General features: G+C 72.0%; 21 protein-coding genes and 2 pseudogenes. 9 read left to right on the top strand and 14 right to left on the bottom strand.

The window, feature by feature from the left end; genetic code table 11:
* Positions 1 to 28: 28 nt before the first annotated feature.
* Positions 29 to 469, bottom strand: a complete 441-nt coding sequence (locus ACSNOG_RS04755; RefSeq protein ID WP_436751240.1) for a MarR family winged helix-turn-helix transcriptional regulator — start codon at positions 467 to 469, stop codon at positions 29 to 31.
* A gap of 112 nt (positions 470 to 581) precedes the next feature.
* Between ACSNOG_RS04755 and ACSNOG_RS04750 the strand changes: the two genes are divergently transcribed.
* Together ACSNOG_RS04750 and ACSNOG_RS04745 are read left to right on the top strand one after the other, a co-directional pair.
* The gene (locus ACSNOG_RS04750; RefSeq protein ID WP_436751239.1) at positions 582 to 2408 is read left to right on the top strand and encodes an ABC transporter ATP-binding protein; all 1827 of its coding nucleotides are present in this window, start codon (positions 582 to 584) and stop codon (positions 2406 to 2408) included.
* A 64-nt stretch (positions 2409 to 2472) separates the two neighbouring features.
* The gene (locus ACSNOG_RS04745; protein WP_436751238.1) at positions 2473 to 3855 is read left to right on the top strand and encodes an MFS transporter; all 1383 of its coding nucleotides are present in this window, start codon (positions 2473 to 2475) and stop codon (positions 3853 to 3855) included.
* On the opposite strand, the gene ACSNOG_RS04740 is transcribed toward ACSNOG_RS04745, so the two are convergent.
* The 5 genes from ACSNOG_RS04740 to ACSNOG_RS04720 all read right to left on the bottom strand — a co-directional run bounded on the left by ACSNOG_RS04740 (position 3834) and on the right by ACSNOG_RS04720 (position 9231).
* Positions 3834 to 5051 (bottom strand): CaiB/BaiF CoA transferase family protein, encoded by a 1218-nt coding sequence (locus ACSNOG_RS04740; RefSeq protein WP_436751237.1) that lies wholly within the window; start codon positions 5049 to 5051, stop codon positions 3834 to 3836. The two genes, ACSNOG_RS04745 and ACSNOG_RS04740, sit on opposite strands and share 22 nt — an antisense overlap.
* A 103-nt stretch (positions 5052 to 5154) precedes the next feature.
* Complete coding sequence (locus ACSNOG_RS04735) at positions 5155 to 5823, bottom strand: LutC/YkgG family protein (protein WP_436751236.1); 669 nt, start codon at positions 5821 to 5823, stop codon at positions 5155 to 5157.
* Entirely contained in the window at positions 5820 to 7307 is a 1488-nt protein-coding gene (locus ACSNOG_RS04730; RefSeq protein ID WP_436751235.1) for a lactate utilization protein B, read from the bottom strand. The genes ACSNOG_RS04735 and ACSNOG_RS04730 overlap by 4 nt, the downstream gene beginning before the upstream one ends.
* Positions 7304 to 8101, bottom strand: a complete 798-nt coding sequence (locus ACSNOG_RS04725; RefSeq protein ID WP_436751234.1) for a (Fe-S)-binding protein — start codon at positions 8099 to 8101, stop codon at positions 7304 to 7306. The genes ACSNOG_RS04730 and ACSNOG_RS04725 overlap by 4 nt, the downstream gene beginning before the upstream one ends.
* 35 nt (positions 8102 to 8136) lie before the next feature.
* Positions 8137 to 9231: an NAD(P)-binding domain-containing protein gene (locus ACSNOG_RS04720; RefSeq protein ID WP_436751233.1), complete on the bottom strand. Its 1095-nt coding sequence runs from the start codon at positions 9229 to 9231 to the stop codon at positions 8137 to 8139.
* A gap of 86 nt (positions 9232 to 9317) precedes the next feature.
* On the opposite strand from ACSNOG_RS04720, the pseudogene ACSNOG_RS04715 reads away from it, so the two are divergent.
* The 3 genes and pseudogenes from ACSNOG_RS04715 to ACSNOG_RS04705 all read left to right on the top strand — a co-directional run.
* Positions 9318 to 9479 (top strand): annotated as a pseudogene (locus tag ACSNOG_RS04715) (YjbQ family protein); the annotation flags it as partial.
* Positions 9480 to 9557: 78 nt separating this feature from the next.
* Entirely contained in the window at positions 9558 to 10271 is a 714-nt protein-coding gene (locus tag ACSNOG_RS04710) for a recombinase family protein (protein WP_436751232.1), read from the top strand.
* Entirely contained in the window at positions 10247 to 10492 is a 246-nt protein-coding gene (locus ACSNOG_RS04705; RefSeq protein WP_436751231.1) for a hypothetical protein, read from the top strand. Before ACSNOG_RS04710 ends, ACSNOG_RS04705 begins: the two co-directional genes overlap by 25 nt.
* Before the next feature lie 1356 nt (positions 10493 to 11848).
* Here ACSNOG_RS04705 and ACSNOG_RS04700 read toward each other — a convergent pair.
* Positions 11849 to 12271, bottom strand: coding sequence for a YjbQ family protein (locus tag ACSNOG_RS04700; protein ID WP_436751230.1), 423 nt, complete (start codon positions 12269 to 12271; stop codon positions 11849 to 11851).
* 55 nt (positions 12272 to 12326) lie between these two features.
* Positions 12327 to 12581 (bottom strand): hypothetical protein, encoded by a 255-nt coding sequence (locus ACSNOG_RS04695; RefSeq protein ID WP_436751229.1) that lies wholly within the window; start codon positions 12579 to 12581, stop codon positions 12327 to 12329.
* A 27-nt stretch (positions 12582 to 12608) separates the two neighbouring features.
* On the opposite strand from ACSNOG_RS04695, the pseudogene ACSNOG_RS04690 reads away from it, so the two are divergent.
* Positions 12609 to 12848: pseudogene (locus ACSNOG_RS04690) on the top strand (YjbQ family protein); the annotation flags it as partial.
* Between the two features lie 60 nt (positions 12849 to 12908).
* Here ACSNOG_RS04690 and ACSNOG_RS04685 read toward each other — a convergent pair.
* The 6 genes from ACSNOG_RS04685 to ACSNOG_RS04660 all read right to left on the bottom strand — a co-directional run bounded on the left by ACSNOG_RS04685 (position 12909) and on the right by ACSNOG_RS04660 (position 19862).
* Positions 12909 to 13829 carry a D-alanyl-D-alanine carboxypeptidase family protein gene (locus ACSNOG_RS04685; protein WP_436751228.1) on the bottom strand — a complete coding sequence of 307 codons (921 nt, stop codon included), beginning with the start codon at positions 13827 to 13829 and terminating at the stop codon, positions 12909 to 12911.
* Positions 13830 to 13967: 138 nt separating this feature from the next.
* Entirely contained in the window at positions 13968 to 14450 is a 483-nt protein-coding gene (locus tag ACSNOG_RS04680) for an Lrp/AsnC family transcriptional regulator (RefSeq protein WP_436751227.1), read from the bottom strand.
* Between the two features lie 70 nt (positions 14451 to 14520).
* The gene (locus ACSNOG_RS04675; protein WP_436751226.1) at positions 14521 to 16074 is read right to left on the bottom strand and encodes an ABC transporter ATP-binding protein; all 1554 of its coding nucleotides are present in this window, start codon (positions 16072 to 16074) and stop codon (positions 14521 to 14523) included.
* Between the two features lie 130 nt (positions 16075 to 16204).
* Complete coding sequence (locus tag ACSNOG_RS04670; protein ID WP_436751225.1) at positions 16205 to 17068, bottom strand: ABC transporter permease; 864 nt, start codon at positions 17066 to 17068, stop codon at positions 16205 to 16207.
* A complete protein-coding gene (locus ACSNOG_RS04665; protein ID WP_436751224.1) occupies positions 17065 to 18312 on the bottom strand; it encodes an ABC transporter permease in 1248 nt (415 codons plus the stop codon). The genes ACSNOG_RS04670 and ACSNOG_RS04665 overlap by 4 nt, the downstream gene beginning before the upstream one ends.
* Positions 18309 to 19862, bottom strand: a complete 1554-nt coding sequence (locus ACSNOG_RS04660) for an ABC transporter substrate-binding protein (RefSeq protein ID WP_436751223.1) — start codon at positions 19860 to 19862, stop codon at positions 18309 to 18311. The genes ACSNOG_RS04665 and ACSNOG_RS04660 overlap by 4 nt, the downstream gene beginning before the upstream one ends.
* Before the next feature lie 353 nt (positions 19863 to 20215).
* Here ACSNOG_RS04660 and ACSNOG_RS04655 point away from each other — a divergent pair, with 353 nt between their 5' ends.
* From ACSNOG_RS04655 to ACSNOG_RS04645, 3 genes are all read left to right on the top strand, one after another.
* Positions 20216 to 21208, top strand: a complete 993-nt coding sequence (locus tag ACSNOG_RS04655; protein ID WP_436751222.1) for a TauD/TfdA family dioxygenase — start codon at positions 20216 to 20218, stop codon at positions 21206 to 21208.
* A 124-nt stretch (positions 21209 to 21332) separates the two neighbouring features.
* Positions 21333 to 22379, top strand: coding sequence for an ornithine cyclodeaminase family protein (locus ACSNOG_RS04650; protein WP_436751221.1), 1047 nt, complete (start codon positions 21333 to 21335; stop codon positions 22377 to 22379).
* Positions 22376 to 23761 (top strand): alanine racemase, encoded by a 1386-nt coding sequence (locus ACSNOG_RS04645; RefSeq protein WP_436751220.1) that lies wholly within the window; start codon positions 22376 to 22378, stop codon positions 23759 to 23761. The genes ACSNOG_RS04650 and ACSNOG_RS04645 overlap by 4 nt, the downstream gene beginning before the upstream one ends.
* Positions 23762 to 23826: the final 65 nt, after the last annotated feature.

Below are 23826 nucleotides of genomic sequence, written 5' to 3'. Positions count from 1 at the left end.
CGGCGGAGGCGAGCCCGGGACACGCGGATCAGCAGGCGGGGCCCGGGCCCGCCATCAGCTCGTCCAGCAGGCTGCCGAGCTGATCGCGCTGCTGCGCCGACAGGGGGGCGAGGATGTCCTCCACCGCGGCGCGCCGGGCCTCCCTGAGCTTCCTCAGGATCCTGCGCCCCTCGTCGGTCAGCTCGATGCGGATGACCCGCCGGTTGGACGGATCCGGCACCCGGCGCACCGAACCGCCCGCCTCCAAGGCATCGACGAGCGTGGTCACGGCCCGCGGCACGACCTCCAGGCGCTGCGCCAGATCCGCCATCCGCGGCGGGTGGTCGTAGTGCGCGACGGTGCGCAGCAGCCGTGACTGGGCAGGGGTGATACCGACCGGGTCCAGATAACGCTTCTGGGCCCGGTGGAGCCTGCGGGTGAGCCGCAGCAACTGCTCGGCGAGCTGTCCGGACGTGTCGGGGGCGGTCATGATCAGAGGTTACCAGGACGGAATTCATTGTGAGCTTAGGTAACAGTGAGCTAAGCTCGGTGATCGGCCGTTCCGCCTCTGAAAAGCGACCGCCTCTGAAAACCAGGAGCCCATGCACCACGACGAAGAGAACCGGACCCCACCGCCCGCCGATCCGGAGCAGCCCGCCCAGGTGCGGCGCATCCTCCGGCTGTTTCGCCCCTACCGCGGCAGGCTCGCCCTCGTCGGCCTGCTCGTCGCGGCCTCCTCGCTGGTCTCCGTCGCCTCGCCGTTCATGCTGCGCGAGATCCTCGACACCGCGATCCCCCAGGGGCGCACCGGGCTGCTGAGTCTCCTCGCGCTCGGGATGATCGCCGCCGCCGTCGTCAACAGCGTCTTCGGCGTCGTGCAGACGCTGCTCTCCACGACCGTGGGCCAGCGCGTCATGCACGACCTGCGCGCCGCTGTGTACGACCGGCTCCAGCGCATGCCGCTCGCTTTCTTCACCCGCACCCGCACCGGCGAGGTGCAGTCCCGCATCGCCAATGACATCGGCGGCATGCAGGCCACCGTCACCTCGACGGCCACCTCGCTCGTCTCCAACCTCACCAGCGTCGTCGCCACCGTGGTCGCGATGCTCGCCCTCGACTGGCGGCTGACCGTCGTCTCGCTGCTCCTGCTGCCGGTGTTCGTGGCGATCAGCCGCCGCGTCGGCCGCGAGCGCAAGAAGATCACGTCGCAGCGGCAGAAGCAGATGGCGGCCATGGCGGCCATGGTCACCGAATCGCTCTCCGTCAGCGGCATCCTGCTCGGTCGTACGATGGGCCGGGCCGACTCGCTCACCCAGGCCTTCGCCAAGGAGTCCGAGCGGCTCGTCGGCCTCGAAGTGCGGGCGAGCATGGCCGGGCGCTGGCGGATGTCCACCATCGGCGTCGTCATGGCCGCGATGCCCGCCGTCATCTACTGGGCCGCGGGCGTCGCCATGCAGTCGGGCGGCCCGGGCATCTCCCTGGGTACGCTGGTGGCCTTCGTCTCTCTGCAGCAGGGCATGTTCCGGCCCGCCGTCGGCCTGTTGTCCACGGGCGTGCAGATGCAGACGTCCCTCGCGCTCTTCCAGCGGATCTTCGAATACCTCGACCTCCCGGTGGACATCGCCGAGCCGGAGAAGCCGGTGCGGCTGGAGAAGGTGCGCGGCGAAGTGCGCTTCGAGGAGGTCGTCTTCTCCTACGAGGCCCCGGGCCCGCGCGAGCCCTCGGCCCCGACGCTCCGCGGGATCGATCTGAGCGTGCCGGCCGGAGGGAGCCTCGCCGTCGTCGGACCGACCGGCTCCGGCAAGAGCACGCTCAGCTATCTCGTGCCCCGCCTCTACGACGTCACCGGCGGCCGCGTCCTGCTCGACGGGGTCGACGTCCGAGACCTGGACTTCGACACCCTGGCCCGGGCGGTCGGCATCGTCTCGCAGGAGACCTATCTCTTCCACGCCTCCGTCGCGGACAACCTCCGGTTCGCCAAGCCCGACGCGACGGACGAAGAGATCAGATCGGCGGCCCGCGCCGCACAGATCCACGACCACATCGCCGCCCTCCCCGACGGGTACGACACCGTCGTCGGCGAGCGGGGCTACCGCTTCTCCGGCGGGGAGAAGCAGCGCCTTGCCATCGCCCGTACGATCCTGCGCGACCCGCCCGTGCTGATCCTCGACGAGGCGACGAGCGCCCTGGACACGCGCACCGAGCACGCCGTCCAGGAAGCCATAGACGCCCTCTCCGCCGGGCGGACCACGATCACCATCGCGCACCGCCTCTCCACCGTCCGCAACGCGGACCGGATCGTCGTCCTCGACCGCGGGCGCGTCACCGAGCAGGGCACCCATGAGGAACTCCTCGCGGAGGACGGGCACTACGCCGCACTCGTGCGCAGGGACGCCGGTCGTGTGACGGCCGATGCCGTGGCCCGGTAGCCCGCGCCGGACCGGGCCGCTCGTACGGGTGTGCGGGAGCGTTGGCGCGGGGATCCAAGGGATCATGAAGCACACCGAGCCCCTGTCCACCGGCGGCGATACCGGCATCGGCAATGGCACCGGCGCGGATGGCGCCGGCCCCGGAACCGTGAGCGTTCCCGCGCCGCCGTCCCGTTCCTCCCTGCGCCAGCTCGCTGCGGCGTCCGTGGGCAACGCCGCTGAGTGGTACGACTGGTACGCCTATTCGTTCCTGGCGGTCTACTTCGCCGACCAGGTCTTCCCCAAGGGCTCCGGCAACTCCCTCGTGCCGCTGCTCTCGACCTTCGCCGTCTTCGCGGTCGGCTTCTTCATGCGCCCGGTCGGCGGCCTGCTCATGGGCGCGGTCGCCGACCGGCGCGGGCGGCGGGCCGCCCTGACGGTCACCATCCTGCTCATGGGCGCGGGCAGCCTGCTGCTCGCGCTGACCCCGACCTATGCCGCCACCGGCGTCCTCGCCCCGGTGATCCTCGTGATCGCCCGGCTGATCCAGGGGCTGTCGGTCGGAGGAGAGTTCGCCGCATCGACGACGTTCCTCGTGGAGTCCGCGGGCCCGGGCCGCAGAGGGCTGTTCTCCAGCTTCCAGTACGTGTCCACGACCATCGGCCAGCTCCTCGCCTCGGGCATCGCGGCCCTCCTCGCCCACCTCCTCACCGAGGGACAGATGGGCGACTGGGGCTGGCGCGTGCCGTTCCTCATCGGCGCGGTCATCAGCCTGGCCGGATTCTGGATCCGGCAGGGCGCGGAGGAGACGCACGACGTGCCGGGGAAGGACGCCGAGCGGCCGGCACTCTTCGAAGCCGTGCGACGGCACCCCCGCCAGTCCCTCCTGATCTGCGGCATCACCGCCGGCGGCACCCTCGCCTACTACACCTGGACCACCTACCTGCCGACCTACGCCCAGATGAACGCCGGATTCGACAAGGGCGACGCGCTCGCCGTCGGCACGATCTCGCTGGCCTTCTTCGCGGCGCTCCAGCCCCTCGGCGGACTGCTGTCCGACCGCGTCGGCCGCAAGCCGCTGCTCATCGGCTTCGCGGTGGGGTTCGCCGTCCTGGCCGTCCCCCTGCTGCACGCGATCGGCAGTTCCTTCGGCTCCCTGCTGCTCGTGCAGTGCGCCGGCATGGTACTGCTCACCGGTTACACCTCGATCGCGGCCGCCGTGAACGCCGAGGTGTTCCCCGCGCGCGTACGGGCTGCGGGGATCGGCTTTCCCTACTCGCTGACCGTGGCACTCTTCGGCGGCACCGCCCCCTACCTGGGCACCTGGTTCAAGGACTCGGGTCATCCGGGGGCATTCCCCTGGTACGTGGCGGGCCTCTGCCTGGTCTCCGCGTGCGTCTACGTGATCCTGCCGGAGACGGCGAAGCGCCCGCTCGACCGGGCCGTTCAGCCCGCCGCCGGTCGCTGATCCCCGCCCCGGCGCCCGGCCGCCGGCCCGGGCCCGGGGGCGTCTGCCGCGGCGGGCGCCTGCTCGGCGAACTCCGCACGGACGGCGTCCGTGTGTTCGCCCAGTGCCGGTACCGCTCGCATGGCCGCTTCCCGCCCGCGCACCTCCACCGGCGGGAGCAGCCCGCGCAGCGGACCGGCGGGGGAGCCGAACTCGCGCCACCGGTCGCGCGCCGCGAGCTGCGGATGGTCCGTGAACTCGGCGACCGTGCGCAGCCGGGCGTTCGCGATGCCCACTCCGTCGAGCAGGGCGGCCACGCCGTCCGCGGTGTGCGGGGCGAAGTGCTTCTCGATGACGGCGGTGAGGTCCTCGTCATGAGCCCGGCGCAGGGGGTTGTCCGCGAAGCGGGGATCGCGGATCAGCGCGGGCTGCCGGAGCACCCGTTCGCACAACGCCACCCATTCCCGGTTGTTCTGCACGCTCAGGAACACTTGCCCGCCATCGCCGCAGCGGTAGTGGCCGTAGGGGGAGATGGACGGGTGCCGTGCGCCGCTGCGGGTGAGCGGGGCGCCGCCGTAGGCTTCCGCGAAGTACGGCTGGCCCATCCACTCGGCGAGCGCGTCGAAGAGGGAGACCGACAGCGCCGTGCCCTCGCCGGTGCGTTCGCGCTCGTAGAGAGCGGTGAGGATGCCCGTGTAGGCGTACATGCCGCCTGCTATGTCGGCGACGGAGATGCCGGGGCGGGCGGGGGCACCGGCATCGCCGGTGAGCGAGACCAGTCCGGCCTCGCACTGCACGAGCAGGTCGTAGGCCTTCTTGTCGCGGTACGGGCCCTCCGCGCCGTACCCGGAGACGTCGCAGGTGATCAGGCGGGAGTGCCGGGCGCGCAGCGTCTCGCAGCCGAGCCCCAGCCGTCCGGAAGCGCCGGGGCCCAGGTTCTGGATGAAGACGTCGGCGCGGGCGAGGAGGCGGTCGAGCAGCGCGCGGTCGGCCTCGGTCCGGAGGTCGAGCGCGACGCTTTCCTTCCCGCGGTTGACCCAGACGAAATAGGCGGAGAGCCCCTTCGTCCTGCGGTCGTAGTCGCGGGCGAAGTCACCGCGCTCCGGACGTTCGATCTTGATCACGCGGGCGCCGAGGTCGGCGAGCTGACGGGTGGCGAAGGGTGCGGCCACGGCCTGTTCGAGAGCGACGACCGTGATGTCGTGCAGAGGCAGCATCAACTCGGCTCCTTCCGCCGGGCAGTTCATATGACCGGGGTTGTGGATGGCCCGACGCGCCGGGCACCGGTCCCGGCGTAGCGTCGTGGCCATGAACAGCAGCTCACAGCTCGCGTGGATCGCCCGTCACCAGGATCACCTCCAGGGTGCGCGGCCCGTGCACGCCCTCCACCCGCTCCAGCTCGATGTCGCTCGTCGCCGAGGGGCCCGAGATCCAGGTGAGGGGCCGGGCCGGGGCCAGCCGCCGGAGGGCCTGCGGCACGGAGCCGACCACTTGATCGTCGGCCCGCACCACACAGAGGTGGTGGTCCGGCACGAGGGTGATGCGCCGGGTGCCCTGGTCCGGGCCCGCGTCGAGCACGACGGTCCCGGTCTCGGCGATCGCCAGCGCACAGCCGGTCACCACGCTGTCGACTTCCTCCAGTTGTCCGGCCGTCAGGGCGGGGGAGTCGCGGACGAGCTCGACCGTGGCCGCGGCGAGCCAGCCGGCCGGAAGACCGGGCGGTACGACCACCCGGCGGGCGCCGTGCTCGCCGAGCAGGCGGGCGAGGAGCGCGGGCAGTCCGGGCGCTTCCGTGCGGTGGACGCGGGCGCGGTAGTCCTCCAGGTTCTCCGCCAGAAGGCCGAGGGTCGCGGAGCGGCTGCGCTCACCATGCTGCGCGGCGTAGTCGCGTGGCACCGGGTGGTCCTCCGGCTGCTCCGACGGGGGCACGTCGGCGAGGGCCCGGCGCACCCGGCCGAGGATCCGTTCCCTGCTCGTCCCGCTGCTCATGACGGCTCTTCTCCCCGGCCGGGGCCGCCGCGGGTGCGGGCCCACCAGTCGCGGAAGGACTCCGGCGGCACCTTCGGCACATCGCGCGTGTCCGACCAGGCGCGGCCCGGTCCGGGCAGCCGCCCGGGGTGCAGTCCGCGGGTGCGGGCCAGCAGCCGCTGGCCCCGGCGCAGCACGCCGGGGTGGTCGAAGGCCCAGCCCGCGGCCCGCATCAGGGTGCGCTCGGTGGCGTGCCGCTTCGCCGGCTTGATGACGGTGCGGGTGCCGCGGATCGTCACCGGGCCTCCTTCGACGACCCTCTCCCGCAGATGGACGAGGATTTCGGGGATGTCGATGGCCACCGGGCACGCTTCGAAGCAGGCCCCGCACAGGGAGGATGCGTACGGGAGCGATTCCTCCAAGGGCGAGGAGAGGCCCCGGAGCTGGGGGGTGAGGACGGCCCCGATGGGCCCCGGGTACGGTGATCCGTACGCATGGCCCCCCGCCCGCTCGTACACGGGGCAGACGTTCAGGCAGGCCGAGCAGCGGATGCAGCGCAGGGCCCGGCGGCCGGTCGCGTCCGCGAGGGTGTCGGTGCGGCCGTTGTCGAGCAGGACCAGGTGGAAGGCGCGGGGGCCGTCGCCGTCGGTGGTGCCCGTCCACATCGAGGTGTACGGGTTCATCCGCTCCGCCGTCGACGAGCGCGGCAGCAGCTGGAGGAAGACCTCCAGGTCCCTCCACGTCGGCACGACCTTCTCGATCCCGACCACCGAGATGAGGGTCTCCGGGAGGGTGAGGCACATCCGGCCGTTGCCCTCGGACTCCACGACAACCAGCGTTCCCGTCTCCGCCACGGCGAAGTTGGCCCCGGAGACGGCCACTTTGGCCCGCAGGAACTTCTCCCGCAGGTGCAGCCGCGCGGCCTCGGCCAGATCGGCGGGCCGGTCGGTCAGCCCCTCAGGAGCGGGGAGCCCCCAGTCGGCCATCCGCCGGCGGAAGATGTCGCGGATCTCGGCGCGGTTGCGGTGGATGGCGGGCACCAGGATGTGTGAGGGGAGGTCGTCGCCGAGCTGCACGATGAGTTCGGCGAGGTCGGTCTCGTACGCCCGGATACCGGCCGCCGCGAGGGCGCCGTTGAGCCCGATCTCCTGCGTGACCATGGACTTGACCTTGACCACCTCGCGTTCGCCGGTGGCCAGGACCAGACTGGTGACGATGCGGTTGGCCTCGGCGGCGTCGGCCGCCCAGTGCACGGTGCCGCCTGCCCGTGTCACCGACTCCTCCAGCTGGAGGAGGTAGTGGCCGAGGTGGCGCAGCGTGCGGTCCTTGATCGCGGCGCCGGCGGCTCGCAGCTGTGCCCAGTCGTCCAGTTCCGCGACGGCACGGTCGCGTTTGGCGCGGATGGTGCGGGTGGCGCGCCGGAGGTTGCCGCGCAGCCGGTGGTCGCGGGTCGAGGCGTCGGCGGCGCGCGGGAAGGAGGGCATTCCCAGGTAGGTGCCGGTCACCGGCCGGCCCTCCTGCCGGGAAGGTCGCCCGCCGGGTTCCCTTCGGCTCCGTCCGCCTTGGTGCCGGCCAGGATCTCGGCGATGTGCACGGGGGTGACCGGCGAACCCTCGCGGGCGAGGATTCCGCCGATGTGCATGAGGCAGGAGTTGTCGACGGCGCACAGGGCACGGGCTCCGGTGGAGGTGACGGCACGGGCCTTGTCGGAGCCCATGGCGGTGGAGACGGCGGGGTTCTTCACGGCGAAGGTGCCGCCGAAGCCGCAGCACTCCTCCGCCTCCGGCAGCTCGCGCAGCTCCAGGCCGTCCACGTGTTCCAGGAGCCGTCTCGGCCGGTCGCCGAGCCCGAGGACCCGCAGTCCGTGGCAGGTGGGGTGGTAGGTGACCGTGTGCGGGTAGTGGGCGCCGACGTCGGTCACTCCGAGGACGTCGACCAGGAATTCCGTGAGTTCGTACGTCCTGGCCGCCGCCTCGGTCACGGCGCCCGGGAGGGCTCCGGGGCGTCCCTCGGAGGCCGCCTTCGCCGCGATCCGGGGGTAGTTGTCGCGGACCATGGCCGCGCAGGAGCCGGAAGGGGTGACGATGTAGTCGTGGTCACGGAAGGCGGCCGCGTAGCGGCGCAGCAGCGGTTCGGTGCGGTGCCGGTAGCCGGTGTTGAAGAAGGGCTGGCCGCAGCAGCTTTGTCCGGTGGGGAAGTCGACCTGTACGCCGAGCCGTTCGAGGAGGGTGACGACGGCCCGGCCCGTCCGCGGGTAGAGCGTGTCGTTGACGCACGTCACGAACAGCCCCACGCGCATGGGCCCCTCCTCGCGTCGTGATCATCCGCAGGGCCTCATACTGCCGCAGGGACCCGCGGCTGTGAAGAACCGAGCAGGGCGCGGATCTCCCGTACGGCCGCGCGGCCCGCCCGGTTCGCGCCGATGGTGCTGGCGGACGGCCCGTAGCCGACGAGGTGGACGCGGGGGTCGCGCGCCGCGCGCGTTCCCTCCATGCGGATGCCGCCGCCGGATTCGCGCAGCTTCAGCGGGGCGAGGTGGTCGACGACGGCCCGGAAGCCCGTGGCCCAGAGGATGACGTCGGCGTCGACGGCGCTGCCGTCGGCCCACGCCACGCCGGTGGGGGTGACGTGGTCGAACATGGGCCGCGGGACCAGGACGCCGGCGGCCCGGGCCCGCTCCATGGCCTCGGTCATGGGCAGCCCGGTCACGGAGACGACGCTCTGCGGCGGCAGGCCCCGGCGCACCCGCTCCTCGACGCGGGCCACCGCGGCGCGCCCCCACTCCTGGTCGAAGGGGCCCTCGCGGAAGACCGGGGGCCTGCGCGTCACCCAGGTGGTCGTGGCCGCCACCTCGGAGATCTCCAGCAGGTGCTGCACGGCGGAGGTGCCGCCGCCGACCACGACGACGCGCTGCCCGGCGAACTCCTGCGGGCCGGGGTAGTGGGCCGTGTGCAGCTGGCGGCCGCGGAAGGTCTCCTGGCCGGGGTAGCGGGGCCAGAAGGGGCGGTCCCAGGTGCCGGTCGCGTTGATCAGGGCCCGGGCCGACCACAGGCCCTCCGAGCTCTCGACCGACAGTCGTCCGCCCTGCCCCGGCCGTACCGCGCGGACGTCGACCGGGCGGTGGACGCGCAGGTCGAAGGCGCGCTCGTAGTCGGCGAAGTAGTCGCCGATCACCGCGGAGGAGGGCCGTGAGCCGTCGGCGCCGGTCAGTTCCATGCCGGGCAGGGCGTGCATCCCGTGCACCTTGCCGTAGGTGAGCGACGGCCAGCGGAACTGCCAGGCTCCGCCCGGGCGCGGGGCGTGGTCCAGGACGACGAAGTCCCGGTCCGGCTCGTACCCCGCGCGCCGCAGGTGGTAGGCGGCGGACAGTCCCGCCTGCCCGGCGCCGATCACCACGACCTCGGTCTCCCGCACCCCAAGATTGTTCATGATTCTACTAACGCGGGAGGCGGGCCGTATCTTCCCGGTCTTGCCGGTCTTCCGGACCTTCCCCGGGGCCGTACGAAAATGGAGTCATGGCAGACACCCAAGGCACCTTCCGCACGCACGTCCTCGACATCGCCACCGGCTCCTCGGAGACGGTGTACGACCTCACCCACGACTGTGAGGCGTTCCTGCGCGACGCGGCCGCCGGCCGCGACGGGCTGCTCAACGTCTTCGTCCCGCACGCGACGTCGTGCGGCTTGCAACTGTCACGTCCCCCAGTGAACGCGATCAGAGGCCCCTAGACCTGGGGCCCTGATGGAGGGCCCACAGTGAGCACAGCAACGCTTGAGCGGGCGGCGACCCGCGAGAACCCTGGGACGTCCCACGTGGTCGGCGTGGACTTGACCCAGTTCCTGGACGATATTCAAGGGTGTGCACCGGAGGATCTAGCGGACATCTACGTCCGGCGATCCAAGCCGAAAGAAGACCTGGCGCTGTTGGTGAAACACGCCTGGGACATGGTGGAGGCGGCCCATCGCGAGGATCGGAAGATCCGGGCCGTTTGGTGGGAGCAGCGGAGTGCGTCCAAGTCCTACGTTCGGCGGGACGAGCTGGAAGCGGGCATGGCGGCCGTCCTGGAGGGGCACGCCAAGACGCTGTACGTGCGTAAGCTTGACCGCTTCGACCGGCGAGGTATGGGCACTGTGGGCTCCATGCTGGACGCACTGGATAAGCGGAAGGCGCGTCTCCGGGTTGTGAAGGAGGGGCTGGACTCCAGCGTTCCGGGTCAGCGAATCATCTTCGCGGTGTTGGCCGAGCGGGCCCGCGAAGAGGCGCAAGACATTGCATGGCGCACCCAGGAGGGCAAGGACACCCACAAGGCGCTGGGGGAGTGGCAAGGGGGAGTCGTCCCTTACGGTCTGGAGCGCGACCCGGACCAGAAGGGGTGCATTCGGCACCGGGCCGATGAGTATCCGATCGCGAGGGAGCGGCCGATCCGGACACCGTCCAGGTGGTCATGGCCGGGGATGCCCTGGTGGTGAGCGCCACGGTGACCACGGCCACCCCGCCCGGCCACGCGGCCACGACCAGCTTCATGGCCTCTCGGGCCGTTCCGGACACAGTGGCCACGGACAGCGTGGACATCATCCTAACCGTGGAGAACCCGACCACGGCCACCCCAACGGATCCGGCCACGGTCACGGTCACGGCCGTGCCCACCGAGACGCTCGACGCGGAGCCGGTCACGGTCACAGCGGAGTGACCGCCCCGACCACCGTGGAGACCGTGGCGGGGGACATCGTGGCCACGGCCGTGGAAGACACGGTTGGAGAGCTGACTGTCAGCGGGTATTGCCATGCTGCATGCAGGAGCAGGCCGCTACTGGCTGCTCGGCGAGCGAGACCCAATGAAGCTGGCTAGTTCGGCTGTGTCCTGGACCCCGCGAGCGTTAGGGCCATAGTCCCTAAGCCTGTCCAAAGGGTGGGTGGCCTCGCAGCCGCCGTTGCGATGACAGCCGTGATCGAAGACTGCCGCTCGCCACTTGACCTGCTGAGGCAGCCCCTCGATGCGCCAACGAACCCGCCACTGACCACTCTTGTCCACTGTCGCCGAGGGCGACACGAGCCAGTGTCCTCGGATCGGGGGCGCAGACGGTATCGGAGTAGGGTGCGGTGATTCGCTGAACTTCGTTGGTGAGATCACTCTAGGAACATCAGGGTTCGGGTTTTCGACCATCACGTACACGCCCCAGTGCCTCGGGAGGCCGGACACTCGCCCGATGAACTCGAATTCTCTGGCGGGTGGGGTAGCCGATTTCTCGCTCATCGAAGTGATAGTTAATGAAAACAGCGAGGTACTCTCAAGCCCTGCCGGTGACGCACTACTCTCTGGCTTTTTGCTTCACTCTCATTGGGTGAGCTGATCAGAGCGCCGATGATGGTGGCAATCAGGGTTAAAACGGCTGTGATAATTGCTCCGACGAGCGCTTGCCATGGGCGCAGACGTTGAAGACGTGACCTAATATCGACCATGTCGCCCCCCGGTTCGCGAACTCCAACCAAGGGTGCCGCTAGAGTGCGTGCCACCCAAGCTGTTCCACGGAACCTTCACGCCCTGCGGCTGACCTGAGTGCAAACGTGCTGGTAGACACTGCGGCGGGAGGCGTGCGCAACGGAATGTCTCCCTCCTCGTCGGTGGAGGTGGGAGGCGATGATGTGATTCGACATGCTTCAGCGGGTCGGCCTACAGGATGAAGAAGATCCATCCCAAGCCAGCCAGGATGAGCAGCATCCAAATCGTGAGCACAACTGTCGGCCACCGAGGAGTGGGCTCGTAGTGCGGATCCCACCCCCCCCATTCGAGTGGTGCGACGCTGGATAGCTCGGTGGTGGCGGTGTTGGTGCTGGTGGAGTGTTGTACTGGAATCCGAGCCCTGGGCCAACAGATCCATCCGGACGCATCCCATAGCCGCCCGATCACCAGTTCGACATGGCTCCCCTTCCCCCGTTACTAATTGGACGTGAGAAGGGGAGCAATGGTTCCCGGGCTGACCGTCAGGCGGTCAGGAGCTTCAAGTCCCGGCGGTCAGTCCGGGCGGACACGCTCCGCCGGCTCAAACTCAGCCGAGGAAGGAGAGACGTACCCTCCGGTCCGGGTTGTCGACATTCGTGTCCACCAGGACAACTGACTGCCAGGTCCCCAACTCCAGTGTTCCCCCGATCACCGGAAGCGTGGCGTGCGGAGGGACCAGCGCGGGGAGGACATGGTCCCGACCGTGACCGGGCGTACCGTGCCGGTGCCGCCAGCGGTCATCAGCCGGAAGGAGATCATGGAGGGCGGCCAGCAGGTCGTCATCACTGCCTGAGCCAGTCTCGATTACGGCGAGGCCCGCAGTTGCGTGCGGGGTGAAAACATTGAGGAGCCCGTCCCGCCCACCGGCCACATCTCGAAGGAACTGCACGCACTCCTCCGTGAGGTCGTACACCGTCTCTGTGGACCCGGTGGCGATGTCGAGCATGCGGGTTGCGAACGTGTTGGTCATACCCCACCCCCTATCACGTGGCCTTGGCCCTCAGCGAGAACCAAGGCCACTGGAGTTAGGCGGCCAAGAGTTGCAAGTCCCGCCGACCGGTCCGGGCGGACACGCCCACTAGGCGGCCGTACGTCGTGCCGTTGACTTCCTGGCCGTCCGCCTTCAGCTTGGCCACGGCCGCTCGGATCGCGGTCGCCGGCTCCTGGACGTCCGGGGTGAAATCCGCGGCGGCCTCCGGCTCCTCCACGCTGGCCTCCTGGGTGGGAAGGCCCACGGCCCACTTGGCCAGCTCCCCGGCCATTGCTCGGGTCTCCGGCATTGCCCGGGTGACCATGTGCAGCACGTGAGCCACCACGACCTGCTGGCCGCCCTGCACGACCTGCTGCCGGCGGACGACCGCTGGCGCCACCGCCATGGCAGCCGCGGCCACGGGCGCGACCACGTGCTGCCTGCCCTCGTGCCTCCGCACGCGACCCTTCCGGTCATCGGCGGGCGGCTGGAGCTGGGCACCTGGCAGTCGGTGTGCCTGGTCGACACCAACAGGGACAACCCTGACCGCCAGGTGCGGCTGACGTTCCTCGGCTGAGCGCCCGGCCGTGCCCGGCCCAGCCCGGCCGTGCCCGGCCGCGTGCGCTCCGCCCGGGGGTCAGTCCTGCTGGGCCGATTCGGGCAGCTGCCGGAGCTTGACGCTGGTCTTGGTCCGGTAGGCCCAGTCCAGCATCTTCACGGCGTCCGGGTAACGGTTGGCGCCGTCGTTGAGGATGACGCCCACCACCGTGCGGCCGCCGCGCTCGGCGGCGAAGACCAGGCAGGCGCCGGCCGCCGTGCCGGTGCCGGTCTTGATGCCGATCGCGCCCTTGTACGAGCCGAGCAGCTTGTTGGTGTTGTCCCAGTAGTACGTGCGGTTGACGTTCGACGCCTTCTGGCGGGTCGCCGTCGTGCTGACGACCGTCTTGAACGTGCCGTTGCCCAGCGCGTGCCGGGCCAGCTGCGCCGAATCGCGCGGCGTCGTGTAGTTGTTCCCGGCCCTCGATATGCCGTCGAAGGAGTCGTACTTGGTGTTCTTCATGCCGAGGTCGGCGGCCTTCTTGTTCATCTTGGCGATGAACGACTTCGTCCGCGCGGCCTCGGTGCTGCCGCTGCCGAAGGTGTCGGCGAGCGCGTAGGCGGCGTCACAGCCCGACGGCAGCATGAGGCCGTACAGCAGCTGACGTACGGTCATCTTGTCGCCGGTGCGCAGATCCGCCGTGCTGGCGCCGTTGCGCGCGACGTAGTCGCGGTACGACTGCTTGATGGTGACCTTCTTGTCGAGGTCCGCGCCCTTGGTGTCCAGGACGGTCACCGCGGTCATGACCTTGGTGGTGCTGGCCATCTGCCGCTTGGTGTCGGCGTCCTTGCCCCACAGCTGGCGGTTGCGGTTGCCGTCGAGCAGGAACGCGCCCTTCGCGCTGACCGACGGGCCGCTCGCGGCCTCCGCGCCCGCAACCGGGAGGACGACGGCGATCGCCGCGGTCGATGCGACCGCGGCCGCGCCCCAGCGGCGGACCGGTCTTCCGGATCGCTCCATATGTGCCTCTGATTCTCGTGTGTCGAGATGAGCGAGTCGTCTCGCTTGTACTGCTGAGCGAGCCGATAATCGCACCGGTTTCCCGACGGGGAGAACCTGGGGGCGCGTCAGTTGTCCTGCTCCGGTGGGCGGTCCGGCTCACGCACCGCGCCGGGCGGCCCGGCCCACCGCGTCCACCAGGGGAAGGACCCGGTACGGGACCCGTTCGCGCAGCACCATCTCCGTACGCGTGCGCACGACTCCCGGCGTCTGCACCAGCACCTGGATCACGTCCTCCAGGTGCCCCGCGTCCCGCGCGACCACCCGGGCCATCAGGTCGCCCCCGCCGGTGATCGAGAACGCCTCGATGATCTCCGGGACGTCCGCGAGCGCCTCCGCGACCGTGTCGAGGTGCCCCTGGGTGACCTCGATGTGCACGAACGCCAGCACGGGATGGCCCAGAGCCGCCGCCGACAGGCGCGGTCCCGTACCCGTGATCACGCCCTCGCGCTCCAGCCGGTCCAGCCGGGCCTGCAGCGTGCCGCGGGCGACGCCCAGCACACGCGCGTACTCGCGCACGCTCGTGCGGGGCTGCTCCAGGAGCAGCCGGAGGATCTTCGCGTCCAGTGCGTCGACAGCCATGGGCCGGCGCCCTCCTCGTGGTCGGCGTCTCCGGCCGGAAACTGTACCAATGGCCCTGCGGCAGGGCCTGCTACCGAGCCATTGGAGGGAAACGGCCCGTCGCGAGCAGGCGGCGGCTCGGTCCGGTGCCGGTGACCCGGCCCGCTTCGAGGACGTGGACGGTCTCGGTGCAGGACGCGACGAGGCGCAGCTCGTGGCTGACCACGACCAGTGTCAGCCGGCGCTCGGCCCGGAGGCGGGTGAGGAGGTCCATGACGGCGGCGGCGGTGCCGGGGTCGAGGGCGGACGTGATCTCGTCGCACAGCAGCACGTCCGGCCCGGGGGCCAGGGCACGGGCGATGGAGACGCGCTGACGCTGCCCGCCCGAGAGCTCGCGGGGGTAGCGGCCGGCGAAGTCGGCCGGCAGACCGACGTCGTGGAGCAGCCCGGCCACGCGTTCGGGGATGTCCGCCTTCGCCGCGGTCTTGTGGAGGCGGAAGGGGCGGGCCAGCGTGGCGCCCACGGTGCGGGCCGGGTTGAGGGCGCCGAGGGGGTTCTGGGGGATCAGCTGGATGCGGCGCTGCTGTGCGCGGTCTCGCCTGCGCGCCCCGGCGGGCAAGGGCAGGCCGTCGAGGGTGAGGACGCCGGCGTCCGGTCGCTGCAGCCCGGCGAGCACGCGCAGCAAGGTGGTCTTGCCGGAACCCGAGGGGCCGATGATCCCGGTGGAGCTGCCGGGCGCCGCGGAGAACCCGGCCGCGTCCAGGGCGAGGTGCGGGCGCCCCTGCCGCGTGAAGGTCACGGTGACGTCCCGGGCGGCCAGCCGGGGGCGGCTCGCGCCGTCAGGGGGAGGCGGCGCGCCGACGGGCACCTCCTTGGCCGCCCTCGCGTGTGCGTCTGCGGCTCCGCGCGCATACGTCTGGCGCGGCGCAACCGCGGCCGGACCCGTCCTCGCCATGCCCGAGAGCACCGCTGCCGGGCCGAGGTCGACGACGTCGTCGGCGCAGCGGTCGACGAGTGCGGGGTCGTGGCAGGCGAGGGCGACGGCGATGCGGCGGGTGACGGCGAGCCGGTGCAGGAGGTCGGAGATCTCGTCGCGCAAGGCGGCGTCCAGTCCCGCGGTGGGTTCGTCCAGCAGGAGGACGTCGGGGCGGCGGGCGAGCGCCCGGGCCAGCGCCACCCTGCGCTGCTGCCCGCCGGAGAGGGCTCCCGGGCGGCGGTCGGGCAGCCCGTCGCCGACGGGCAGGCGGCACTCGGCGAGCAGGTCCCGTACGGCGCGTGGAGAGGGGTCCGCGGCGGTCTCGGCCACGAGCCGGCGGACCCGCATGCGGGGGTCGAGGGCGGAGCCGGGGTCCTGGCCCACATAGGCGACGCGGTGGCGGCGCAGGTGCCTGAGCCGGTCGGCGGAGAGGGCGAGGACGTCGTGGCCGAGGACCTCGACCGTTCCGGACGCGACGTGGGCGCCGCCCGGCAGGTCGCCGACGACGGCACGCAGCAGAGTGGACTTTCCGGAACCGGAGGGGCCGGTGAGGGCGGTGATGCGGCCGCGCCGGAGGGAGAGGCCGGTCTTGGCGAGGAGAATGGGACCGCCGGGTATGCCTATCTCCAGATCGGTGACACTCACTGCGGTGGGACTGTCGGTCGTCATGGCCGGACGGCTCCCTCTGAAAGACGGGGGCGGGGGACGAAGACGGGGACGAAGGCTGGCCCGCGGGCGGGGGCAGGGGAGAAGGCGGATAGGGACGTCGGCGGCGGGCCGTCCCGGCCTCCCGCCGTCGTCACGCCCCCACCCCCGTACGCCGCCCTGCGGCTCCCGCGGAGCCCGCAGGCGGCGTGAGGGCCTCCGCGGCGAGGTTGACGCTCACGGCCAGGAGGCCGATGGCGATGCTGGGGGCGACGACGGCCCAGGGGTTGAGGAGGGCGCCGGGGGCGTTCTCACGGATCATCAGTGCCCAGTCGGCGGCCGGTGGCTGGGGCCCGAGCTGCAGGAAGCCGGCCATGGAGATGACGTAGACGGCGGCGACGAAGCGCAGGCCGAACAGGGCGAGGACGGTGGACCGCAGGTTGGGCAGGATCTCGCGCAGGGCGAGGTGCCACAGTCGTTCGCCGCTCGCGTGGGCGGCCTCGACGAAGCCCGACGCGGCGACGGGCGCGGCCGCGCTCGCCACCACGCGCACCGCGTACGGCACGCCGAGCGCGGTGGCGGCGGCCATGACGGCCAGGCGCCCGCCGCCGGGCCAGGCCAGGGCGAGGAGCATCATGCCCAGTACGGGCGGCAGCAGGATGGCGACGTCGGCGCTGCGCTCCACGAGCCGGCCCAGGGCCGGGGTGAGCACGGCGAAGCAGCCCAGCACGGCGGCCAGGGCGGTGACGAGCAGGGCGACGGCGAGCGCGCTGCCGATGAGGGCGCTGCCGCCGTGCAGCATCCGGCTCAGCACGTCCCGGCCGAGCTGGTCGCCGCCCAGGAGCGCGTCCCGGCCGGGCGGGGCGTAGGGGGCGGTGACGGGGGAGGCCACCGTCCGCGGGGCGAGGAGGGGCCCGGTCAGGGCGAGCAGGGTGAGCAGGAGGCCGGGCGCCACGGCGAGCAGCACGCGGACCGGCGGGCGGCGGGAGCGGTACGGGGCGAGGGCGGCAGAGCTCATGAACGGTCTCCCGGGGCGCGGTCTCGCAGGACGCGGTCACCTGGGGTGCGGTCCTCCAGGGCACAGCCTCCCGGGGCGCGCCCTCGGAGGATGCGGCCTCGCAGGACGCGGCTTCCCAGGGCACGACCCAAACCACTGCCTCCCAGGGCACGGCTCCGCAAGGCAAGGCCTCCCCAACCACGATCCCCCAGGGCACGACCACGATCCCCCAGGGCACGACCGCGACCCCCCAGGGCACGACCACGACCCCCCAGCGTCCGGCCCCGGACGAGGTCGGCGCACAGCAGGACGAGGCTGATGACGGCTCCGGTGCAGGCCACCACTCCCGCGATGACGGGGGTGTCGCGGTCGGCGACGGCGCCGGACAGGACGGTGCCGAGGCCGGGGTAGTTGAAGAGGGTCTCGACGACCACCGCCCCGCCCAGCAGCATGCCGGTGGACGTGGCGGCCCCGGTGGCGACGGCGGGCCAGGCGCCGGGCAGGGCGTGGCGCAGCAGCACGCGGCGCGGCGAGAGGCCGTCGAGCCGGGCGGCCGCCACGTGCGGTGCCTCCGCCTGGTCGGCCAGTGCTCCGCGGACGATCCGGGCGTTCCAGCCGATCTGCGGGACGGCGAGGGCAAGGACCGGCATGACGAGCATGGTCCAGGAGGCGGGCGAGCCGTCGGGGGCGGTGAGCGTGACGGCGGGCAGCCAGCCGGTCCACAGGGACAGGACGAGCAACAGGCCGACGGAGACGACGAATTCCGGCAGGGCCAGGGCGATGCCCGTGGTGAGGCCGATGATCCGGTCGGCCGTGCCGCCGGGGTGCAGGGCCGCCCGGCAGCCCAGGGCGAGCGCTGCGGCGAGGGTGACGGCGAAGGCGGTGGCGCCGAGCAGGAGCGTGTTGGGAAAGGGGGCGGCGAGGAGGCCGGCGACGGGTTCGCCCCGCGCGGAGGTGCCGAGGTCGCCGGTGGGCAGTGCGGTCATCCAGTCGCCGAACCGCTCCCACACCGGCCGGTCCAGGCCCAGCAGGTGCCTGCGCGCCGCGGTGCCGGCGGCGCTCTCGCCGCGTTCGGCCGTGGTCGAGGCCGCGTCGCCGGGCAGCAGCTCGATCGCGGCGAAGACGACGGCGAGCAGCACGCCCAGCATCAGGGCCCGTTCGGCGAGCGCCGCGCAGGCGCGGAGGGCGGCCGTCGCGGCGCGGTGCAGGGCCGGGGCCGCCGTACCGACGGCGGCCCCGGCCCGCTCTGCGGTTGCCCGGCTCAACGTGCCAGCCAGACGTGCTCCAGCTGCACCCGCCCGTAGCCGGGCAGCTCGGGCAGGTTGCGCACCTTGGGCCCGGCCAGGTCGATGCCGTCGGCCATGCCCCAGAGCAGGTAGCCGGACTTCTCGTGCTCGATCCGCTGGAGTTCGTGCAGGGCGGCGGCGCGGGCCTTCTTGTCGGGGGTGCTCGTGACCTTGCGGTACGCGGCGTCGAACTGCGGGTCCGACCAGCCCGCCTCGCCCTGCCCGGCGCCGGTGACCATCGTCTTGGAGGCGAAGAACACCACGGAGTCGTTGGTGCCCCAGTAAGTGGTGTAGAGCTGTCCCTTGAGCCAGGTCTTGTCGTAGAAGGCGCCCGACTCCTGCTTGACGACCTTGATCCGGACGCCCGCCTCGCGGGCCTGCTCGGCGAAGAGCGTCGCGGACTCGGCGAGTCCGGGGACGTCCTCGGTGGTGACGAGCTCGTAGGTCCTGGAGAGGTCGAAGCCCGCTTCCGCGAGCAGCTTCCCGGCCTTCGCCAGGTCGCGTTTGCGCTGCGGGATGTCCTTGGCGTAGGCGGGGTCGCCGGTGCCCAGGATGTCGTTGGCGACGGTGCCGTAGCCCGAGAGGACCTGCTTGACCATGGTCTCGCGGTCGACTGCGAGCTTCATGGCCTCGCGGACCCTGACGTCGGCGAAGGGCCCGTCGGCGGCGCGCATGACGACGGGCATCGCCATGTCGTTGGGGCGGCGCACGAGCTGGATGTCCTTGCGCGAGGCGGCGCTGCGGGCCGCGACCGCGCCGACGTTGGAGGCGAGGTCGATCTGACCGCCCAGCAGGGCGTTGGCCATGGCCTGGGGGCTTTCGAACATGGTCACTTCGACGGCATCGAGGTGGACCGGCCCGCCGTGCCACTTGTCGTTGCGCAGGAGGCGGGCGTTGCCGCTGCGGAACCAGTCGAGCTTGAACGGGCCCGTGCCCGGTGCCCCGGCGATCGCCTTGTCGGCTGTGTCCTTCTTCAGGACGAACGTCGACAGGCGGGTGAGCAGGGGCAGTTCGGCGTTGGGCTGGTCGGAGACGAGGACGACGGTGTCCTTGCCGCCGACGGTGATGTTCTCCGCCTTGATGCCGGGCAGCCGGGCCGCTCCGGCGGGGGTGTTGCGCAGTCTGCGCAGCGACCAGACGACGTCGTCGGCGGTGACGGGGGAGCCGTCGTGGAAGGCGGCACCCTCGGCGAGGGTGAAGCGCCAGGTCTTCAGGTCGTCCGACGGTGTCCACCGAGAGGCGAGGCGTCCGACCGTGTTGTCCTTGAGGCCGGGCGCGGTGAGGGTGTCGTAGACGAGCGCGATGATCAGGTAGTCGCTTTCGTTGGCCTGGGTTCCGTGCGGGTCGCGAGTGGTGGCGGAGGCGCGCCCGAGCGCGCCTATGCGGAGCGTGCCGCCCCTCCGGGGGGTGCCGGCGGAGTCCGCCGGCGAGGAGGCGGGATCGTTCTTGCCGCCTCCGCAGGCGGAGAGCAGCGCGGCCGCGCCGATGCTTCCGCCGGCCCACAGCGCCTGGCGCCTTGTCCAGTTCACGTCGTCCCCGTTCCGCTGCAGTTGCTGGTTCTTAGGTTTGCCTACCCTCATTTGGACGGTGATCGCAATGTTGCGTGGACGGTGAAGCGAAAGGTGAAGCAATGTCAACCTCCGCTTCCGATAGGGGAGTTGGGCGGAAACCGGGAGGAGTGGGACTACTCTTAGGTAAGGTTTGCCTAACCTAAGTTCGGTGGTACGTTTCTCGGCGTCCGCTGCCGACAACAGCCGGATTTCCGCCACATGTTGCCGCCCCCCACAGGCAGCCGTCCGCGCACCGCCATGCCCTGCGGCCGCTTCCCGGGCATGCCCGGAAACTCTCCTCCGCCCCTGCACACGGAACGGATGACCTTGCCATGAGCACGGGAGCCCCACCCGTACGCCCCCTCGACGCCGCCTCCGCCGCCGAGCTCCACCGCACCGCCGGAGAGATCCTCGCCGCCTTCGGCACCTCGGCCGCCTCCCCCGGACTCCTCGGAAGGGTCGCCGAGTCGGCCGCGGCCCTCGCCCCGGCGATCCGCGAGCACCTGCGCCCCGTCGACACCGACGACGGCCTGTTCGTCCTGCGCGGCCTGACCGTCGACGACGCCCGCATCGGCCCCACCCCCGCGAGCTGGGCCGAAGCCGGGGACAGTGCGGCGGCGCACGACATCGTGATGCTGCTGATCGCCACCGCCATGGGCAACCCCATAGCCTGGAAGGGCCAGCAGGGCGGGCGGTTCGTGCACAACATCGTCCCCGCCGCCGGCCAGGAGCAGGCGCAGACCGGCGCCGGCAGCGACGTCCTCCTCAGCCCGCACACCGAGGACGCCTTCCACCCCGGCCGCGCCCACCTGCTGATGCTCGGCTGCATGCGCAACCACGACCGCGTCGCCACCACCGCCGCGAGCATCCGCAAGGTGCGTCTGGAGGACGCCGACATCGCGGCGCTCTCGCGCCCCGAACTGCCGATCTTCCCCGACGACGCCTACTTCGAAGCGCAGGGCTTCGTGGGAGAGCCGCCGGACGTGCCCACCCTGTGGAACGCAGGGGGCGGCCTCACCCTCCGCTTCGACCCCGCCTACACCCCGCTGGAGAAGGCCGGCCCGGCCTTCCGGGCCGCGTACGAGCGACTGCAGGCCGAACTCGCCCGGGTCTCGGTGGCGGTGAGCCTGAGCCCCGGCGAGGTCCTCGTCGTCGACAACGACCTCGTCGTGCACGGCCGCGTCCCCTTCAAGGCCCGCTACGACGGCACCGACCGCTGGCTCAAGCGCGCGTCGGTACGCGTCCCCGGGCGCGACACGCGCTCCCCGGCCGAGGCCGCCGAGCACGGCTACGGCCAGGCCGTCACCGAGGCGTACGCCGCCTGACCGCGGCGCGAGGCGTACGCCGCCCGACCGCCGGCCGCCGACCGCAGGCGTACGCGCGCGCCCCGTCGCCGCCCGAAGACGACCGCCGCCCGACCACCCATCACCAGTGGACGAGGAGCGAGACATGACCCGTAACGCCCCAGACCCCAACGCCGCGGACCCCTGCATATCCGGCCCGCCCGCCCCCGCCGACGACACGACCCTGCGCCTGCTGTCCGCGGGCGACCTCGCGGGCATCGACATCGGCCTCGCCGACGTCGTCGGCACGGTCGAGGGCGCCTACCGCACCCTGGCCGCCGGCCTCTCGGACAACCCGCGCAAGCTCACCGTCAAGCCCGCCGACGGGCACTCGGTCTCGTACGCCATGCTCGGCCGCGACGGCTCCCGCGATGTCGTCGCCGTCAAGACCTCGTACAAGCACGGCCTGGACCGGGGACGTCAGGAGCAGCACTACTACACCACCCTCACCCTCTACGACGACCGCACCGGCCTGCCCGTCGCGATGATGGACTGCGGCCGCATCGGCTCCCTGCGCACCCCGGCCGTGTCCGCCCTGCTGGCCCGCGAGTGCGCCGCCCCCGGGGCGCGCAGCGCGCTCGTGATCGGCACCGGAACCCAGGGCCGGCTGGCCCTTCCGTTCCTGCTGACCACGCTGCCCGGCCTGGACCGGCTGATGCTCTTCGGCACCCATCCGCAGGGGATCGAGGCCGTACGGGCGCGGCTGCACGCCCACTTCCCGGGCCGTGACGTCGAGGTCGTCGGCGACGCGAGGGCCGCGGCGGCCGACGCCGACGTCGTGGTGGCCACGGCGGGCGGGCACACCCCCGCCGCGGTCGAGGCCGGCGACCTCCGGCCGGGCGCGCTGGCGGTCCTGGTCGGGCACGGCCTGGCCCCCTCCACGCTGCACCACGCGGACCGCGTCGTCGCCACCAGCGAGGCCCAGATGCACGTCACCGGCACGGACATGGCTGACGCCGACGGCAAACTCCCCGCCGTCGACACCGAGTTCCCTCAGGTTCTCGCCGGCAGGGCGAAGGGCCGCACCGCGCCGGGCGAGCGGATCTTCGCCTACAACAGCGGTCTGGTCGTCACCGACATCGCCCTCGGCCACCGCTTCGCCGAGCTCGCCCTCGGCAGGGGCCTCGGAACGCAGGTGCCGCTGTGGCGGTGAACGACAGGCCCGTGCCCCCTCCCCGCCTGCCCGTACACCCCGACCCCGCGACGGAGGCGGTCCTTGGCAGCGGCCTCCTCCACGAACTGGCGCACGCCTTCGGCGGCCCCTTCCACTTCCTCCTCCCGGACCGCTTCGACGCCAACCTCGCCGCGTTCCGCGCGGCACTGGCCGACGCCGGAGCGGACGGGCGCGTGTACTACGCCAAGAAGGCCAACAAGGCCGCCGTGTGGATCGAACGCTGCGCGGCGACCGGTACCGGAGCGGACGTCGCGAGCCCCGGCGAGCTCCGCGAGGCGCTGGGGCACGGCGTCCGCGGCGAGAACATCGTGGTGACCGGCCCGGCCAAGAGCGAGGAACTGCTGCGCGTGGCCGCCCTCCAGGGCGCCCTGATCGCGGTCGACTCCCTCGACGAGCTCGACCGCCTCACCGCCGCGCCCCGGGCGGGCGGGGGACCCCCGCCCCGGCTGCTGCTCCGCGTCCTGCCCCCGGCACAGCCCGACAGCCGCTTCGGCCTGGACGGCGCGGAGCTCGAAGAGGCCCTCGCGCACTGCGCACGGGCCGGTGACGCCGTCCGGATGGAAGGCTTCGGCTTCCACCTCTCCGGCTACGCCGTCCAGCCGCGCGCCGACCTCGCCGGTCACCTCCTCGACCTCTGCCTCAAGGCCCGCGTCATGGGCCTGCGAGCCGACCGGATCAGCATCGGCGGCGGCTTCGCCGTCGACTACGCGGCAGCGGACGACTGGCACTCCTTCCTCGCGGCGCAGCAGCCCCGTCACTACCACGCGCGCAGGAGGTTCACGGCCGCCGACTTCTACCCGTACCACTCGCCGCTCGCCGGGGCGGACGCGCTGCGCGCCGTGCTGGCCGCCGTCCCCGCGGGCGGCCGGAACAGCCTCGCGGGCAGGCTCCGGGCGACCGGCACGCTCCTGCTGATGGAGCCCGGGCGCGCCCTGCTGGACCGGGCCGGTTGCTCCGTCTTCCGCATCCAGGGCGTCAAGGACCGCGACGGCTACGCGATCCTCACCGTCGACGGCACGAGCCTCAGCCTGTCCGAGCAGTGGTTCAACAGCGAATTCCTCCCCGACCCCGTCCTGGTCACCCCGGCCGGGCGGGCCGCCGGCACCGGGGTCCACCCCGCGTGCGCGGGCGGTGCGACCTGCCTGGAGTCGGACCTCCTCACCTGGCGGAAGATCCCCTTCCCCGTCCGGCCCTCGGTCGGCGACCTGCTGGTCTACCCGAACACGGCGGGCTACCAGATGGATTCGAACGAGTCCCCGTTCCACGACCTGCCGCTGCCTCCCAAGGTCGTGATCGACGCCGCTGCCATGGCCATCGGCGGCCGCCCGCGCTGGCGGCTGGACCGCCGGCCGGCCTGCTGACCGCCGCCCCCACCCGCGCCCCGCTCACCGGCCCGTTCCCGCTCACCGGCCCGTTCCCGCTCACC

Source organism: Streptomyces sp. URMC 124, from assembly GCF_051386455.1.
GTDB lineage: Bacteria > Actinomycetota > Actinomycetes > Streptomycetales > Streptomycetaceae > Streptomyces.
Note: the sequence above shows the minus strand (reverse complement) of the source record. Positions and strands in the feature narration are given on the sequence as shown.